Origin of the sequence: Autumnicola psychrophila, from assembly GCF_031846645.1 — a bacterium.
In the GTDB taxonomy this organism is placed as follows: domain Bacteria; phylum Bacteroidota; class Bacteroidia; order Flavobacteriales; family Flavobacteriaceae; genus Autumnicola; species Autumnicola psychrophila.
On the sequence record NZ_JAVRHN010000005.1, the window covers coordinates 256178 to 273254 of the forward strand.

Below are 17077 nucleotides of genomic sequence, written 5' to 3' on the forward strand. Positions count from 1 at the left end.
AATCAGGTGGAAAAGATAGAAGGCCTGGATAACGAATTAAAAAAAAGAAGCAACAGCTTTTATTAAAGAGTGCCCTAGAATCAGTAAATGCGTCTTTTTACCTATATCATCGAAGACACTTTTAAAATAAAGACAGCAGATCTATCACATTTGAAGACCGAAGTATTTGGTAGAAAAAATCCAAACCTCAAAAGCTTCAAAAATTTTTATATTCCACGGTACTTTCACTATGAAAGAAACTGCAGAACATAAAGCAGACCGTAAAATAAATAAAATGATAGTTCTCACCGGTTCCTTTATTCTGGGATCCTCTCGAAATACAGATGCTCCATTCAATTTAGGCTATGTAATAGATGCCTTACAATTTTTAAAGCCAGACGTTTATGTGGCTATGAACAACAGGATTTTTCATTGGAGCAACGCGACTAATTTGAAGACAAATAAGTTCGAACGCAAAGATGAGAAACAATGATGTTTGGCACTTCAATCCATTGGACGACCTTTTTTTACCTATTGATTGACACGATTATTGTACTTATTGCTGTCATTCAAAATGCAAAGCTAAAACGCCTGAGCCTAAGAAGGTATATAACTCTCGGGTTGCTGTATATTGCTTACAACTTAACCGGTGGATTCCTGCCAACAGAAAGTTTTCCTGATCCAGTAATTTTTCAATATATCATTACTTATGGCGTAGCAATAGCTCTGTGCCTTTATATGATTTATTATTTATATAAAGATTATGATATTCAATTTTTAAAGTATGGTTATACCATCCGCAATATTGCTATACTCGTTGGTGGTTGTTTCATTCTTCTATTTTTAATCCCGTATTTTCTTACAAACTCTTTAAATGCAGCAAGGATTTATTTCACGATCCCGGTTTCAATTATAGCGTTTATTTTTCTCGGCTTATTTTACAGAAGGATTTCAAACATCGATAGTCCAAATTCATTTGTTTCTAAAAAGAATAGATTAGCCATCATAAGTATCTCTTGCATAGCCCTTTTGCCCATTCTAACAGTTATAGGTGATTATCAATGGTTAACCTTCACTGTAATGAACCTGGCTTTCTATGCAATATCAGTTATTGAAGTAAATAGATACCTTCGTTTTCTGAAGAATAAGCCTGAAGCCTTCGAAGTCTTTGCTTTTCAAAAAGTAGAAGGAAATGAAGCCCTGAAAAACAAAATAATTTATGGAGATCTGACAAGAAGGGAAGTTGAAATTGCATTATCCATTTTACGAGGATTATCCTATAAAGAAATTGCCAGAGATTTTTTCATAGCAGAAAGCACTGTTTCTAAACATGCCTCAAATATTTTTAAAAAAACTGCGGTCAAGAATAGAGGTCAATTTATATCCCGCTTTAAGCCAAAGAATGAATAGCTTTGGTACTATTTTGGGCTTTTAGCTCTTATTCCGTAGGAAAATACGGACTTTTCCGTAATAAAATACGGCATCAATTATTGACCGTAAAGGTATTTGTGATTATCTTCAAGGAGGTTCTTTAGCTGTCATTAGAGTACCTCCCAATTTCCTTTTTGATCATTCGCAGTCGACAGACTCGCATTGGCTATCTAACCATTTATATAAAGAAGTGCATGATGCTTTACAGTAAAATTGTTACAGATGGATTCAGAGGTGCTCTCATACAAGCTATTGGAAGAACTGGAGGAAATCAAACTTCAAAGCAGGAATATCCTTGAGCAATCCTATCGCTCTATTGAATTCTGTCGTAACCTACTCATTACACTCAAAAGAGAAGTCATAGCTAAAGGTTTTGACTCAATTGAAGCCGAAACTGAATTCTTTAAAACTACAAAACAGATTCCCCTTGTTCATCTAATTTATTTCTCCGAAGTCCATTCCTTTGAAATTCAGTTTCCAAAAGCGGATAAAAACTCCCAGCTTAAATTCATAAAAAAGAAAATTGGTAAGCTAAACCGTTTCTTTCTGTACAATATGGATTTCGGGCAGTATGTCAATTCCGGGGCAACCCATTTCGACAAAGAATATTACACCCGGGATTATCTGGATAGCTTTCATATAACAACTTCAAAATTTTATTTTCAGGATCCGGATTTTTCTACGCCCAGGGATATGCTCTTAGGGAAATTCAAAGCCTACAATAATCTGGTTATTTATCTGGATGAACGAATTTCCAATCTTGAAAATAATCGCAATGGGAAAGAGGTAAAGCAGCGTGCTACCGAAAAAATACATTGGCCATTTACTAATTCAGATTGGGTGGAATTGGTTTATGCCCTATGGTATAATGGACTTCGGAACCAGAATGGCCTCAGCATTATGAAGGTTTCACAAAAGCTTCAGGAAATTTTTGATTATACACCAAGGCACATCTACAAAACCAACCAGGACATCAAGGGCAGAAAAAATAGCAGGACGTTATTCCTTGATCAATTAGCGACCTCACTACTTTCCGAAATGGATAAGAGCGAAGAATAAAAATTTCCATTTTTCGATCTTTCAAAATTGTTAAAAAATACCGTACTACGGTTGACCTACCGAAATTATTTTTTTATTCAAACCTTCATTTAATTTAATGGTATTTGAAGATTTAAGTTTAAAATCTGAAAAATAAAAACAGCCAAAGTCCAACACATTTCAAGATGTTAAATTTTGACCGTACTACGGCCGTACTGGGGAACAAAATCCAGTAATCCCTCTCAATTTTGTAGAACGAAAGTCAAACCTTGATAGGGGCTATTAACTAAAAAGATATAACAGCTTGATAGTCCCTTTCTTTAAAAACAGTTCTATTATGCCAACAAGTATTATTACCACCGACGATCTTCGGGAGTTCAAACTAGAACTACTAGAGGAAATTAAAAGTTTAATCACCAAACAATCATCAGGAACTTTAAAGAAATATTTAAAATCTTCTGATGTAATGGATTTGCTCCAGGTAAGTCCGGGAACTCTTCAAAATCTAAGAATTAACGGCACACTCCCCTACACCAAAGTTGGAGGAATTATTTACTATGATGCCGAGGAAATCCAAAACCTGATGACCACCAATCGGGTAAATCACAAATTTGAATAACCATTATGAACTATATCAAGCAACTGAATGCGGCTTTTGAAAAGTTCTTTTTTGATGACCGTTTGAACCCGACCCATATTAGCTTGTATATGGCTTTATTTCAGGAATGGAACAGCAGCCGGTTTGCAACTGAGTTTTTCGTTAACCGCAGGGAACTGATGCGCGTGGCCAAGATCGGTTCAAAATCCACCTACCATCGGTGTATTGTTGAACTGGATAAGTGGGATTATCTCTCATATTTTCCGTCCAGCAATCCGTACAAAGGCAGTAAAATCAAGATGTTCATTATCAAGACATCTGATGAATCGTTCACGGGAGATGACGATCCCATATTGGAACAGCTTGCGGAACAGTACCATCCCATAAATGAACCAGTAGTGTACCGGCACTGTCCCAATGGTGGACAAGCAGTGAACCCACACCATCCCACCAATGGACAAGCTGTGTACCCACACCGTCCCATGAGTGGACAAGCATTGGTATCTAATATAAACAATACTAAACAAGTAAACATTAATAAACAGCCAAAGGACAGGCAGGCTGTTTTATTTTTTTTTAAAGAAAAAGGTCATTCTGCCGATGAAGGAAAAAAATTCTTTGAACACTACCAGGAAAGAGATTGGAAAACCAGCGATGAAAATGAGGTGAGGGATTGGCGGGCTTTAGCCATAAACTGGATGGATCGTGCTGAATTGTACGGCTCAAAAAATAGCCAAACTAAAAAAGGAGCGTCCCAAATTCAGGACAACCTAAAAACCACTAAAATCAAAGACTATGGTCAACCCCTCTAAAATAATCGAAGGCGGTGTAGAATATTCGCTGGGCAAGTTTGATGGGAAAATTGTTTTTTATGATTTCCCTAAAATCCTTATTTACCTTAACGCCAAAGGAAAATTACTTTTTGGAGAAAAATTCAAGATTTACGCGGAAGACCGGGATATTATACTAAAGTTGAGTTCTTATTTTATCAAAGACAAAAAGAGCTGCCAGAAGTCTGGAATTGATGTTGAGAAAGGCATTTTACTGTCAGGTCCCGTAGGATGTGGAAAAACCACCCTAATGAAACTTCTCCGCCACCTGGTTCCTTTGCAAAAGCCTTACGAGATGATTCCATGCCGTAATGTCACCTTCAGCTTTAATCATCTTGGCTATAAAACGATTGAAGATTACGGAAATACTAAATTCTATTGCTTTGATGATTTAGGGGTAGAACCTCCAGGCAGGTTCTACGGAAAAGATTGTAATGTTATGGGTGAAGTGCTGTTATCGCGTCATGAACTTTTTCTTCAGACAAATCAAAAGGTTAAAACCCATGCCACAACAAACCTGAACGCTGAAGAGCTCGAGGATCGCTACGGAACCCGGGTTCGTAGCCGAATGCGGGAATTGTTCAACCTCGTTGCTTTTGAAGAAGGTGCTATAGATAAAAGAAAATAATTAGCGCCTAAAGATATTGGTAAGCAGAACAACTTCAGATATAAGCTGTCTTATAATTTCGCCGATACTCTTGATAACTTCTGAAAATGCTGCTTTCATAATTCTTTTTTTAGATAATTACTTATGCCTGATAAAATAGCCAAAGCCATCGTCCTAATTCCTGATGGTTCAGAAAAATAAGCAGCCTCAACCGGATTATTTAAAAATCCCACTTCAATTAGAATAGCAGGACAAAACTTTATCATTTCCCTGAGTACCTGAAAATTGGCAAATTTCATCCCCCTGTTTTCTATGTTTATATTAAGAGTAGACTCTCTTAAAATTTCATCCCCAAGAGAGATTGAAGTTCTGGTGTTATAGTCAAATTTTTTGGATTCAGAATAAAATGTAAAAATTTCCATTCCCCTGGCAACGCTATAAAATGAATTGCAATGCAAGGAAATAAATATATCTCCCCTTAATGATTTTGCTAAGTTGATCCTTTCTGAAAGGGTGAAAAAACTATCATCATATCTTGTAAGGTAAATGTCGTACTCATCTCCAAATATTGATTTATTGAGCCTGATCATTTCTTTTCCTATGGCCAGGACAACATCTTTTTCCTGGATTCCATTTACTCCGATTGCACCAGAATCTTTTCCTCCATGACCAACATCTACAATAATTCTTTTTTGATGTTCTTTTCCCTGCCCAAAAATGAAACACATTTTCAGGAGCAAAATCAGAAAAATGACGTTTTTCAGCCTCATGAGCATTTAAAATTTTCAGGTTCTGGCCAGTACTACTTCTGTTTTTAATCTAATTTAACATCAAATAATATCAAACTAACCTATTCAAAATCAAATATTATTTTTTATTTATTTAGCTGATTTTCAGTTGTTTATAACTAAATATATGTATTTTTTCCATAACAAAAACAACACAAAAATTAATGCTGTTCGTTATGAAAAAATCAATCTATCCAACACTTTTTTTGTCCCTGATTTCTTTCCCGCTTTTTGCACAAATCGGGGGAATTGAAAATTCGGTTAATGATATTGCCGATACTATCCGGACCATCTTCCCCATCCTCCTTGGAGTGATTTTTCTTGTTGGTTTCCTGTTTAACGCAGGCCACTTCTTTGGAGAAAACGCAGACCTGAAAAAAGGAATTACCCGGGTGCTCGTTTTTGTCCTAATTGCAGGAGCAGTAGTGGGAATCTTCACCTATTTAATTTCAATCGTGGTCTAATGAAACAGTTTGAAGTCTATAGAAACATTAGGAAAGGGGCTGTCATTTTTGGGCTTCCCATCTCCTCCTTTGCTTTAATGATGATTTGCGTAATAGCTTCATTATTGGTCATCATTTTCTCTTTCAGCTTCTGGATCATCATTGGTGCTTTGATCTTCAATTGTATCCTTTATTTAGTACTAATCAGAATAACCAGAACATCACAGCTCTTTCAGGTGTCGGTAAGATTTCCAGAAATCATCAGCAACAGAAGAAATTCAAATTTAAATTATGAACAAGATTAATCTATCAGTTTTTACGCCCATAATCGATATTCAGGACAATATCATTTTTGCCAATAACGGGAACGTAGTTCTTTGTTATGAGGGGAAGTTACCTGAAATCTACTCAGTATCTGAAAAGGATTTAGAAGATATCCATGGGGTTTGGTTCCAGGCCCTAAAATCTTTGCCCACTGGAAGTGTGGTACACAAACAGGACATTTATTTAAAGAAATCATATGCTGCCGATTTGTTGCCGAATACCACCTTTTTGGAAAAGGCCACTCACGATCATTTCAAAGGCAGGGAATTTATGGAACATCGCTGCTACCTGTTTTTTATCCTCACCAAAAACAAAGCATTAAATAACCCGAAGTATGTCAATCCATATCGAAAGGTCTCTAAAGGGATGTGCCAGGAACTGGATGATAATCTCAAAAGTTTTATCAGCTCTGTCAGCGATTCCGTTTCCTTTATCAATAATAGTCGAAAGATGTCTTTTCTACCCCTTGGTGAAGTGGAAATTCAGGCTTTGACCAATAGCTTCTTTAATGGTTTTCATGAAGGTTTTGATACCGATATGCTGCTGAATAAATCTAATGTTCAGGTTGGCGACCAATATTTTGATGCCCTGGCTATCAACAGCGAGCTTTGTTTTGGCGATACTGTTCAGAGCAGTAAGGTCAATGAAAGGTTTACTTCTGATGATTTCACATTCCACCAGGGTTTTATTGACGGCCTCGGCTTGACCCTTAATGAAAATCATATGGTGAATCAGATTCTCTACCTGGATGACAAACAAAAATGGCGGAAGCTCCTTGATAACAAAATTGAAGAACTCCATAAAAGTTCAAATTTTGGATCCCAGAATAAGGTGGTGCTGGGTAAAATTCAGCACATCCTTGACCAGATAAACGCCGATGACACTTCAAGAATTATTCGAGGCCACTTGAATGTCATCTATTGGGCTAAGGAAGCCGGAGAACTAACACAGATAGCTTCAAAAATAAAAACTGAATTTAAGGAACTGGATATTACGCCCTACTACCCCCGCGGCGAAGAACGTAAAAATTATGTGCTGAATAGCTACTGTTGTTTTTCTTCTAATTTTTCCAATTCAGATGTATATGTTACGGATTTAAAACATGCGCTGTGCCTGCTGATCAATAATACGAATTACAAATCTGATCCTACAGGAATCATCTTCAATGATCGGGAGCACAACATTCCGGTACTAAAGGATGTATGGGACGAGGGAAAGAAACGGATTAAAGCCCGAAACTTTGCCATTTTTGCCCCTACAGGGGAAGGAAAATCCTTTCTGGCCAATAATATTCTGCGGCAGTACTTTGAGAGCGGAGTGCGCCTTGTAATCATTGATCTGGGTGGATCCTATACAAAATTCGCAAAATTATATCCTGAGAAATATACAGTTCTGAGATATGAAAGCGGAAAAAATTTGGGTATCAATCCGTTTTACATCAGTAATTCAGAGGATATAACGCCTGAACGCCTCGAGGATTTGTCAATGTTCCTGTTTGAACTCTTCGGCTCCGATTTAAAAGTCACCAAAGCACAGTCGGTTTCGATCAAAAAAATATTGCTCCACTACTATTCGAATGTTCCAGAAAAACATTCCTTGGATAGTTTTTATCGGTTCATAGAAACAAATCAAAAAGATCTCCTGCAGAAACTAAAGATCCATCCCGATTACTTCAACATAGTGAACTTCCTACACGTGATGTCCGAATATGTTGGGGATGGCCTGTACAGCTTTCTTTTTGAAATTAGCGAGGATCAAACCTACAAAATTGAGGACAAGCGATTGATTGTTTTTGAACTTGATGAAGTAAAAGACAATAAGGAAGTCCTTTCAGTAATGCTTAAGCTGATCAAATCTGCTATCCAACGGACCATTTGGAAAAACCCTGCGGAGAAAGGCATCATCCTTTTTGATGAATTCGCGAAGCAGTTGAAATTCGAGAATGTACTGGAAAGCGTGGAATTTTATTATCAGGCGATTCGTAAACAGAACGGGGCAATCGGCATCATCTTACAATCTATTAACCAGCTGCCGAACAATTCCACCTCGGCAAGTATCCTGGAGAACACCCAGGTCATTTACAGCCTGCACAATGAAAAAGGGTATAGCGAGCTGGCCAGGCGGTTAAATCTTTCCAGTCACGATCTTAACCAGTTAAAATCCATCAGGAACAATCTTTCCGGAGGGCGCAAATACACTGAAATGTTTATCAAGATTGGAAAGGAAAGCAATGTCTTCCGTCTTGAAGTGCCCAAAGAAGTTTATGCAGCTTATTTAACCGATGGATTCGAAAATGAAGAAATAATGAGGCTCTACCGGGAACATCAGGATATGGAAAAGGCCATTATGCTATATACAACAGAAAGTCGGCTGACTATAAAAATTTAAAATCATGAAGAATTTACTTTTAACCTTAAGTCTGATACTATTTGTGAATGCCAGTTCCGCCGGTCAGGGAATGCCCGTGTACGATAACACGAACTTTATAAGTCTTGTAAAGTCGCTGGTCGAATCTGCCAAGCAAACCTCACAACTTTTAAAAACTGCTGAATTCCTGAAACAGCAGAAAGAAAATCTTGAGAAGGTGAATACGGTCGTGAAGCAACTGAAGGCAGTCCGCGAAATAGGCCGAAACAATCAACGTCTTATCGGGATAATGCAAAACGATCTAAGAGAAATCCTAAACTCGCCCTATATCAAACCGGAAGAAGTTACGCGGGTATCGGAATCTTTTAATGCCATTGTAGATAATTCTTTGGAAACAATGGATTTCATAGATGAAATCTTGTCCAGCGATTATCTAAAAATGAGTGACGGGGAGCGTACAGAAATGCTTCAGGAAAAGGAAATGCAGTCCAGGGAAATGGTTATGGAGATCAATATGAAAACCAAACGCTATCGGAATATCATTTCTTTCAGAAAGATGCAGGATAAGATCAACAATCGTGAAACAAATTTTTAGAGATGAGTGCTAACATCATTTTAGGAATTGGACTGGAATATGTCGATACAGTTTTCCAGACCATCCAGAACAGTGAATTTTCACAGTACACCATTGTGGGTATGAAAACGCTTGCTGTGCTCTTTTTCCTTGTGAACATCCTTAAGAAATATAATGAAGGTATTGCTGATAAGGAAGGTTATACATGGGGATTGAGTCCCGGGGAACTTGCAAAGAATTTTGCAGTAGTGCTACTGGTAATTTTTTCCACACAAATCCTAGGTTTTTTTGATGGAATTCTAGTAGCCATTGAAGATCGCTATCGGGATACGGCTCCTGCATTGCTTCCCTTGCAGATGCAGGACATCCCCATTGAAGAAGATGTGAGCGCAATTGAAGCCGCAAGAAAGGCTATGGCCTTACTTTACGAAGTATTAGTAACGCCACTTTATGGATTCAAATTCTTTGCATTTATAATTAGCTTGTTTCTCTGGTTATTGGACCTGTTTATCTACCCATTATTTCTGGCTGAACGCTACTTTTTATTGGGATTGATGCAGGCTTTTTTTCCACTGGTCATAAGCCTGGCAGTCTTTGAAAAATTTCGTTCCCTGGCCTATAACTTTTTCAAACTATATGCAGCAGTCTATATGCTTGTTCCTGCATTTTTCCTGGTAAACGTTTTTATCAATGCAATTTACACAGAAATTAATACCAACTTCTGGACAAACCTGTTCGGTACAGACGTGGGTAGTGGTTTTTTTGCCCCGGTAGTTGAACTGGGATCTATCGGGTTTATAGTTTTTCTCAAGTTTAAACTTTACAGGCGGGCAACTTCTTTCACCCTAAGACTTTTCACATCATGAAAACACCTTATCAAAATATATATGCCGTGTTAAAGCTAAATAGGTTTGTAGTTATTGCTGTAGTTATATGTGCATTCTCTTCGAGCATCTTTTCGGGATGGATAGCATTTTCAATTCATAAAAGAGCACTGAACAGTGCCTTTGCGGTTAATACAGACGGAGAGTTAATTCCGTTAAAACTGGTTTCCCAAAAAGAAAACTTCAGGGTGGAAGCAATGGCACATTTGGAGTTGTTTCACAATTACTTCTATAACATCGATGCCAGCAATTATGAAAAAAACCTGGAAAAAGCGCTTTGGCTGGGAAACAGCTCTGTCGACAACCTATACCGGCAGAAGAAAGCTGATGGTGTTTACAACAGGTTGATTCAATATTCCCTGGTGCAAAAAGTACTTAGTATAAATACTGAGGTAGCCGAACAAGAAGGAACGTACAGCTTTAAAACCACTACCATTTTTGAAATCAACCGCGGATCTGTAATCGATACTTATGAGCTGGTTTCCACAGGAAACTTGATCACTGTAGATCGAAATTTTCCCAACAACCCTCACGGGTTGCTTATCACTAATTACTTTGAAAACACTTTAAAGAAACTAAATAATGAAAATTGAAAAGAATAAAATAGTGTTTGGGGCTGTAATCGCAGTAATACTCCTATTTCTAATTTCCTATTCGCTAATGATTATGGGCGATGACGAAAATGAGAGCCAAAATTTGAAACAAACTTTGGTTCCTGAACTGGAACAGGAATCGAAGGAATACGATTCCAAACTTGATGCTATAAATGATTTGAGGGAAGTCCGAGAAACCAATGCTCCCAGTATTTACGATGAGAAGCTGATAGATTCCCTGGGTTTCTATGACACAGAATTAACCGAAAAGGAAAAGGAAAGGATTGTTGACAGTATCTATGAATCTGGACGTATAAAATATTCCGAAGGAATAGACCAGGAATTCACGCCAGAACAAAAGCTTACCACTCCCACTCCTCAATTAGAAATTGAGGAGATACAGCAGGAACATAAAATTGAAGCTAAGGAAATGGGACTGGAGCATCAACTGTTCTTTGCCTCCTCCCCTACTTCAGACAGTAGGCTTGTTACAGCGGATACCCATTCAATTGTATATGCTGTGGTCGATGGGAACCAGGTCGTAAAGACCAATTCCCGCCTCCGAATGCGCCTGACATCGACAGCTAAGATCAATGATCAATGGATTCCTAAAAATACTATTATCTATGGCTTTATCAACTTTAAGCCTAACAGGACATTGGTCGAAGTTAAAAATATAGATCATCATCTGGTAAACCTGAAGGCTTTCGACCTCCAGGATGGCAGCGAAGGTATTTATGTGGTAAACAGTTTCCGGGCAGAGGCAACCAGTGAGGTTCTGGATGATATCATACAGGACATAAATATTCCAAGTGTGCCACAAATTAGTGGAATAACCAAGGTTCTTAGGCGCAATAACCGGAACGTCAAAGTAACCGTACTTAATGATTACAAACTAATTCTAAAATCTGAACTATGAAAACTAATATCTTATTCCTCCTGTTTTTTACCTCTTTTGCATTTCGTCCTTGTTTGGCTCAAGAAAGAAAAATCCTCGACACCATTTTTGCAAATGACCAAAAAAATGTGGCCCTGTTCTTTCCGAAACCTATACGGCAGGGAATAACAGGTTCTGACAATTTTGTTTTTACTTATAACCGGGAAGCGGAACAATATTTCGGACTCTTACAGGCCACGCCTGGAAAAGAAAGTAATCTTCTGGTAGTCAGTTCAAATGGTTCGGTTTTTTCGTATATTGTAAAGTATAAGGATCAGCTTAACCAGCTGAATTATTTTATTTTGAAATCTGACACCATAGGCAATGAAAAGCCTGTGGTCATTGATGAATCGGAGATAAATAAGGAAGAGCTTAAAGAAAGGGACAAGACCTACTATTACGATAATTTTTGCTCCTTTCTGGTTGAACGCAAACAAACATTAGGGCGATTAAAAAAACGAAATCAGTCTATTATCTTAAGTGTTGAAAATATTGTATTTGATAAAGAAGAACTCTATTTCATTATCCAGATAGAAAACAAATCATCCTTGGATTATGATTTGAATTTCCTGAATTTAGGAATTGAAACCAGGCAAAAAGGAAAAAGGAAATCCTCCCAGACCATCTATGAAAAACCTCTTTTTAAGTACAGTATGCCTTCTAAAATCAGAGAAGGTGAAACTGAAAAACTGGTCTATGTGCTACCTAAATTTTCTTTGGGAGATGACCGCAGAGTCATACTGGAACTGAATGAAAAAAACGGCGGGAGAAATCTAAAATTAAAAGTACCTCATAAATATATCAATAACCCTAACTAGAAACGTCATGAAAAGAGTCCTCCTGTATTCTATCATTATAGCTTTGGTAGCTTGTAATGAAAAACAAATGTCCCACACCGAAACGGCTAAAATTGTTGCGGAAAGTTTTTATCACGATGATAAAGCTACCCTTGAAAAATATACAACTCCTGATATTTATGCTAATTTCATTACCATTCAAGATTTATATTCTGGAGAAGAGGAAGTAAATTTTGAAATTTCAGAAGAACAATCTAATGATCAAACTGCCTGGGTAAAATTTACCACCACCTTTACTGATGAACCAGAAACTTTTAAACTGGTTAAACAAGATGGGCAGTGGAAGGTAACAGAGCGTAGTGAAGGAGAACGTCCACCATTTTAAATAAACAATCTACACCGCTCTATTCCTCTTAAAATTTTCCGCTTGTTCAAAGATTTCTTCATAAACCTCATCACGTTCTACTGGTGGATAACCATGTTCGTCGAGCAATAATATAAGTCCAACTTTTAGGGCAGATTTAATGTCATTTCTTTTGCTCCAGTCCGGGAATTTTGCTTGTTCATCTACTAAATCTTTAATTGATTTTGAAAGATCGATGAGTTTGTTTTCCGGATATTGAAAATCATATTTTATACAAAGTTCTTTTAAAATATCATAGAAAGCTTTTTCCTCAAAATCAATCCCTAACTTTTCCCCAGCCGAAAATTCTTTCTGTACTTGCCAAATAAGATCTGTGAGTTGTTCAGCCATTTCTTCATACACCTCCCCCCGTAGCACATCTCCTTTTCGTTCATTGTATCGGGAGACCAGGCCTTCCATCTTTCTTGAAAAATCAACTCCTTTTACTTTATTAACTTTTTTAATCTCCCCAATAGCCTTGGCCAGTAATTGCTGTAAAAGTTTAATTTTCGTATTGGGCAATTTAATCTTATCAATTTTGGCCAAATAATCCTCATCAAAAATATCTTGCTGACTGTTGGTTTCATCGCTCATTTTAAAGATTTCTTCTACACCTTCGCTTGCCAGAGCATTTTTAATCATTTCCCTTACTTTGGCATTCATCTGGGCGGTATCGGGTGCATTTCCCTTGGTAAGCTTAAAAACTATAGACTTTACAGCTAAATAAAAATGAATGTAATCCCGTTCTTCCTGTGTTAAATTTTCACTTCCCGCACAAATATCATAGGCAGCTTTCAAACGTTTCACCAAATCCATAAAACGTGTCTCCAGTTCCTTGGTTTGTTGTACGTATTCAACAGCTTGATTAAGATTATTTAACTGGCTCAAAGGATTTCCTCGGAAATAATCTTCGCTATCAAATTTGTGAAATATCTTAGCCAATAAATCCAAGTGATCTCTAACTATTTTCAGGGACTCTTTGATATCCTCAAAGTTTTGCCGCTCTCCCTTATTATATTTGGCAAGTGCTAAGTTCATTTGTTTTTTAATGCCAATATAATCTACCACCAATCCTTTGTTTTTACCCTGAAATTTCCGGTTTACCCTGGAAATAGTCTGGATAAGGTTATGCTGTTGGATAGGCTTATCAATATAAATACTATCTAAAAATGGAACGTCAAAACCGGTGAGCCACATATCGACTACAATGGCAATTTTAAAATTTGATTTCTCATTCTTAAATTGACGATCCAATTCTTTACGGTACTCTTTTGTTCCTAACAAGTTATACATTTCTTTAGGATCGTCTTTCCCCCTTGTCATTATCATCTTTATACGCTCAATAGGCTTGAGTTGCTTTTTATCTTTTTCAGTTAATTCGGCACCTTCCTCTGCCATTCTAACCTCCGCCCATTCAGGTCGTAATTCAATGATGTTTTTATAGAGTTCATAAGCTATTTCACGATGGCTACAAACAAAAATGGCTTTTCCTTTTACGGTAGCACCTTCCTTCAGCCTTTTCTCATAATGCTTGACAAAATCTTCTGCTATAGCCTGTAAGCGATCTGGATCACCCAGAATGGCGTTCATATTGGCCGATTGCTTTTTACTCTCTTCCACCTGGTACTTATTTGCGCCTTCTTCCTCAGCGACCTGATAATATTCTTCAATTTTCTTTAGTTCCCTGTTTTCAAGGGCCACTTTGGCTGCTCTTCCTTCATATACAATACGGACTGTAATTTCATCTATTACCGATTCTGTCATTGTGTACTCATCTACTACCTTCCCGAATACATCTAAAGTAGCATCGATTGGCGTACCGGTGAAACCTACAAACGTAGCATTAGGCAAAGAATCGTGAAGGTATTTGGCAAAGCCAAAAGTTTTCTGCACCCCTTTTTCAGTGATTTTTATTTTCTGGTCAAGATTCGTTTGACTTCGGTGTGCTTCATCAGATATGCAAATAACATTGCTCCTATTGGTGAGCAACTCAGTATCTTCTGTAAACTTATGAATAGTGGTGAGGAATACTCCCCCACTTTCCCTTCCCCGAATACGTCCCCTTAAATCTGCCCGGCTCTCTACGCTGGCAATAGCATCATCTCCAATAAAGGCTTTTGCATTGGTAAATTGCCCTGCAAGCTGATCATCTAAATCGGTTCGATCAGTAATTAAAATAATGGTGGGGCTTTCAAAATAATCACTTTTCATTAAAAGCCGGGTCAGGAAAAGCATTGTGAAACTTTTACCTGAGCCAGTTGCTCCAAAATAAGTACCTCCTTTTCCGTTTCCGGTTGGTTTTTGAGCCCTCTGGATATTTTCAAATAAAGCCCGCGCCGCATAATATTGTGGATAGCGGCAAACGATCTTTTCATCCTTTTTGGAACTGTCAGGTAAGAAAATAAAATTTTTAACAATATCCCGAATTCGATCTTGCTGAAGCATCCCCTGAATAAGGGTAAACATACTATCTATACCATCAACGTCTTTTGCCAATCCTGCGATTCTGCGCCAGGCATAGAAAAATTCGTAAGGCGCAAAAAAAGAACCTGCTTTGGTATTTACGCCATCACTGATCACACAAAATGCATTATACTTAAAAAGTTCCGGTATGTCCCTTTGATAACGCACGGTCAACTGAATATAGGCGTCATGAATTGTAGTGTTTTCCTGAATCGCAGTTTTAAATTCGAAAACAACCACAGGAATTCCATTAATATAAAGAATCCCATCAGGAATACGTTTTTGGGTTCCGCTTATTTCAAGTTGATTAACAAATTTATAGGTGTTCTGGTTTTCTTCTGAATAATCAATTAAATAAATCCAGATGTCTTTTTGGGAACGGTCTTCCCGCTTTAAAGGAAAACCATCGGAGAGCATTCGCATAAACTCTTTATTGCTTTCATAAAGATCTGAAGCCGGAAGAGTTTTGAGTCTAAGAATGACGGATTCCATTTCATTTTTAGTGATACCGTTTTTCCGATACCTTGCTAACAGAAATTCCCGAAGGTCTCTTTCAATAAGCACTTCATCTTCCTTTCGTGATATGCTACCTCCTAATTGATGCTTATAACCTTCTTGTTCCAATTGTGTGGCAAAAACGGCTTCCAATTGTGCTTCGGTAAATTTCATTCCTGTTTTGCTTTTCTTCCTTTCTCAGTTAGCCTATACTTCTGTTTACTGCTTTTTGGCTTATCAGCTATTGTTAACTCTACAAAACCATTTTCTATAGCTGGCACTAAATAATTGATTCGAAAATTTTCCCTATCCGAAAGTCTTAAGTGGTTTTGCAACACGGTTCTACTGTGTTCCCCCCTAAAAACATTTAAAAGGTCCTGTACTTGCGGGGTGACTTGCGGGGTGACTTGCGGGGTGACTTGCGGGGTGACTTGCGGGGTATCAAATCGGACATCTTCTGCTGAAGGCAGAACCATCCTTAAAAAATTCTCAGAAAAATTAAAGCTATTTGTTTCATAATATTCCAATATTCTCGGAATGCCTGAACCTAATTGCTCCACCAGGTCCAAATCTTTATAAATACGCATAAGCTCCTTGTTCCTGGGGATGGAAAAACCTTCAAAAAATTCGCTTTTACTTAAACCGTCCGGTAAGGAACCTGCGGATGTAATCTCTATTCTATCATTGAAAATCTCAAATTTTGGGGCTATTTCGCGCGTATAGTCATTATGTACAAAGGCATTAATAATTGCTTCCCGAAGCGCAATGGCATTCCAAAGACGATGTTCTTTTCGTTCTTTGTGAGTAATTTGTGTGATCGTCCGGTTTTCCAGGTTCATTTTATCCAATACGCTTTTCGTAGCTTTCACTAGCGAACAATAGCCATATTCATTGCTTTCCATTAAGTCAACACGTGTTTCGCCTTTATATTTAGCAACCTTTACAGAAACATTATTATCATCAGCCAACAAATAAGCTGCGTAATTCAAATCACCTGCCGTGGTAGTAAGCTCTAAATTTTTCCTGAATTGTTTGTTAAGGGGTTTTTGTTTTTCCTGGTAGTAAATGTGAAGCTGCTCGAACTGTAAGTCCTGACGGTGTGATTTTATTTTTCCAATGGAATTTCGGGTACGCGAGGCAAAAAGTTCTTCAATGAGTTTTTGCGACATTGGTTCTGCCGCAGAACCCAGGCGAATGAAACAGCCTTTTTCACTCATCCCGTATTTTTTGAGATGGTAAGGTTTTTCAGAACCGCTGGCCACAATAATTTTTAAAATTTCTTTCCCGTCCCTTTCTTCGCTTACAATATCAAAAAGCCCAAGGGCAGAAGGACGAATATTATTTTTTAATCGGTCTTTGATTTTTAACTGGTCGCCATCAGCATCTTGAACGCCAACTGTCTTACCTTCTTTATCTATGCCTATATAGATAATGCCGCCCTCCCGGTAATTCAAGAAAGCCACAACTTCTTTTTCCAAACCTTCGGAAAGTTCCCGTTTATATTCTATGCGATTGGTTTCGGGCAT

At 37.7% G+C, this 17077-nt stretch carries 18 protein-coding genes; 14 read left to right on the forward strand and 4 right to left on the reverse strand.

The window, feature by feature from the left end:
• Positions 1-229: 229 nt before the first annotated feature.
• The 6 genes from RM541_RS08475 to RM541_RS08500 all read left to right on the forward strand — a co-directional run bounded on the left by RM541_RS08475 (position 230) and on the right by RM541_RS08500 (position 4504).
• On the forward strand, positions 230-472 hold the full coding sequence (locus tag RM541_RS08475) for an asparaginase domain-containing protein (protein WP_229793612.1): 243 nt from the start codon (positions 230-232) through the stop codon (positions 470-472).
• On the forward strand, positions 469-1389 hold the full coding sequence (locus tag RM541_RS08480; RefSeq protein ID WP_311499745.1) for a helix-turn-helix domain-containing protein: 921 nt from the start codon (positions 469-471) through the stop codon (positions 1387-1389). Before RM541_RS08475 ends, RM541_RS08480 begins: the two co-directional genes overlap by 4 nt.
• Positions 1390-1632: 243 nt before the next feature.
• Complete coding sequence (locus RM541_RS08485) at positions 1633-2469, forward strand: RteC domain-containing protein (RefSeq protein ID WP_189602847.1); 837 nt, start codon at positions 1633-1635, stop codon at positions 2467-2469.
• A 316-nt stretch (positions 2470-2785) separates the two neighbouring features.
• Entirely contained in the window at positions 2786-3067 is a 282-nt protein-coding gene (locus tag RM541_RS08490) for a helix-turn-helix domain-containing protein (RefSeq protein WP_189602846.1), read from the forward strand.
• A 5-nt stretch (positions 3068-3072) separates the two neighbouring features.
• Entirely contained in the window at positions 3073-3858 is a 786-nt protein-coding gene (locus tag RM541_RS08495; RefSeq protein ID WP_189602845.1) for a hypothetical protein, read from the forward strand.
• On the forward strand, positions 3842-4504 hold the full coding sequence (locus RM541_RS08500) for an ATPase (RefSeq protein WP_189602844.1): 663 nt from the start codon (positions 3842-3844) through the stop codon (positions 4502-4504). The genes RM541_RS08495 and RM541_RS08500 overlap by 17 nt, the downstream gene beginning before the upstream one ends.
• A gap of 95 nt (positions 4505-4599) precedes the next feature.
• On the opposite strand, the gene RM541_RS08505 is transcribed toward RM541_RS08500, so the two are convergent.
• Entirely contained in the window at positions 4600-5253 is a 654-nt protein-coding gene (locus RM541_RS08505) for an N-acetylmuramoyl-L-alanine amidase family protein (protein ID WP_311499746.1), read from the reverse strand.
• 194 nt (positions 5254-5447) lie between these two features.
• On the opposite strand from RM541_RS08505, the gene RM541_RS08510 reads away from it, so the two are divergent.
• A complete protein-coding gene (locus RM541_RS08510) occupies positions 5448-5735 on the forward strand; it encodes a hypothetical protein (protein ID WP_168137820.1) in 288 nt (95 codons plus the stop codon).
• A gap of 16 nt (positions 5736-5751) precedes the next feature.
• On the opposite strand, the gene RM541_RS08515 is transcribed toward RM541_RS08510, so the two are convergent.
• Complete coding sequence (locus RM541_RS08515) at positions 5752-5895, reverse strand: hypothetical protein (protein WP_189602842.1); 144 nt, start codon at positions 5893-5895, stop codon at positions 5752-5754.
• Positions 5896-6005: 110 nt separating this feature from the next.
• Here RM541_RS08515 and RM541_RS08520 point away from each other — a divergent pair, with 110 nt between their 5' ends.
• Genes RM541_RS08520 through RM541_RS08550 form a run of 7 tightly spaced genes read left to right on the forward strand, consistent with a single transcriptional unit; the run spans position 6006 to position 12575 of the window.
• The gene (locus RM541_RS08520) at positions 6006-8426 is read left to right on the forward strand and encodes a TraG family conjugative transposon ATPase (RefSeq protein ID WP_311499747.1); all 2421 of its coding nucleotides are present in this window, start codon (positions 6006-6008) and stop codon (positions 8424-8426) included.
• Positions 8427-8430: 4 nt separating this feature from the next.
• Positions 8431-9000: a conjugal transfer protein gene (locus RM541_RS08525; RefSeq protein ID WP_189602840.1), complete on the forward strand. Its 570-nt coding sequence runs from the start codon at positions 8431-8433 to the stop codon at positions 8998-9000.
• Between the two features lie 2 nt (positions 9001-9002).
• Complete coding sequence (locus tag RM541_RS08530; RefSeq protein WP_189602839.1) at positions 9003-9845, forward strand: hypothetical protein; 843 nt, start codon at positions 9003-9005, stop codon at positions 9843-9845.
• Complete coding sequence (locus tag RM541_RS08535; RefSeq protein ID WP_189602838.1) at positions 9842-10456, forward strand: conjugal transfer protein TraK; 615 nt, start codon at positions 9842-9844, stop codon at positions 10454-10456. Before RM541_RS08530 ends, RM541_RS08535 begins: the two co-directional genes overlap by 4 nt.
• Positions 10446-11375: a conjugative transposon protein TraM gene (gene traM / locus RM541_RS08540; RefSeq protein WP_189602837.1), complete on the forward strand. Its 930-nt coding sequence runs from the start codon at positions 10446-10448 to the stop codon at positions 11373-11375. Before RM541_RS08535 ends, traM begins: the two co-directional genes overlap by 11 nt.
• Positions 11372-12211: a DUF4138 domain-containing protein gene (locus RM541_RS08545; RefSeq protein ID WP_311499748.1), complete on the forward strand. Its 840-nt coding sequence runs from the start codon at positions 11372-11374 to the stop codon at positions 12209-12211. The genes traM and RM541_RS08545 overlap by 4 nt, the downstream gene beginning before the upstream one ends.
• 7 nt (positions 12212-12218) lie before the next feature.
• Positions 12219-12575 (forward strand): nuclear transport factor 2 family protein, encoded by a 357-nt coding sequence (locus RM541_RS08550; protein ID WP_189602835.1) that lies wholly within the window; start codon positions 12219-12221, stop codon positions 12573-12575.
• A 9-nt stretch (positions 12576-12584) separates the two neighbouring features.
• On the opposite strand, the gene RM541_RS08555 is transcribed toward RM541_RS08550, so the two are convergent.
• Together RM541_RS08555 and RM541_RS08560 are read right to left on the reverse strand one after the other, a co-directional pair.
• Positions 12585-15725 carry a type I restriction endonuclease subunit R gene (locus RM541_RS08555; protein ID WP_189602834.1) on the reverse strand — a complete coding sequence of 1047 codons (3141 nt, stop codon included), beginning with the start codon at positions 15723-15725 and terminating at the stop codon, positions 12585-12587.
• Positions 15722-17077: an RNA/DNA-binding domain-containing protein gene (locus tag RM541_RS08560; protein WP_311499749.1), complete on the reverse strand. Its 1356-nt coding sequence runs from the start codon at positions 17075-17077 to the stop codon at positions 15722-15724. Before RM541_RS08560 ends, RM541_RS08555 begins: the two co-directional genes overlap by 4 nt.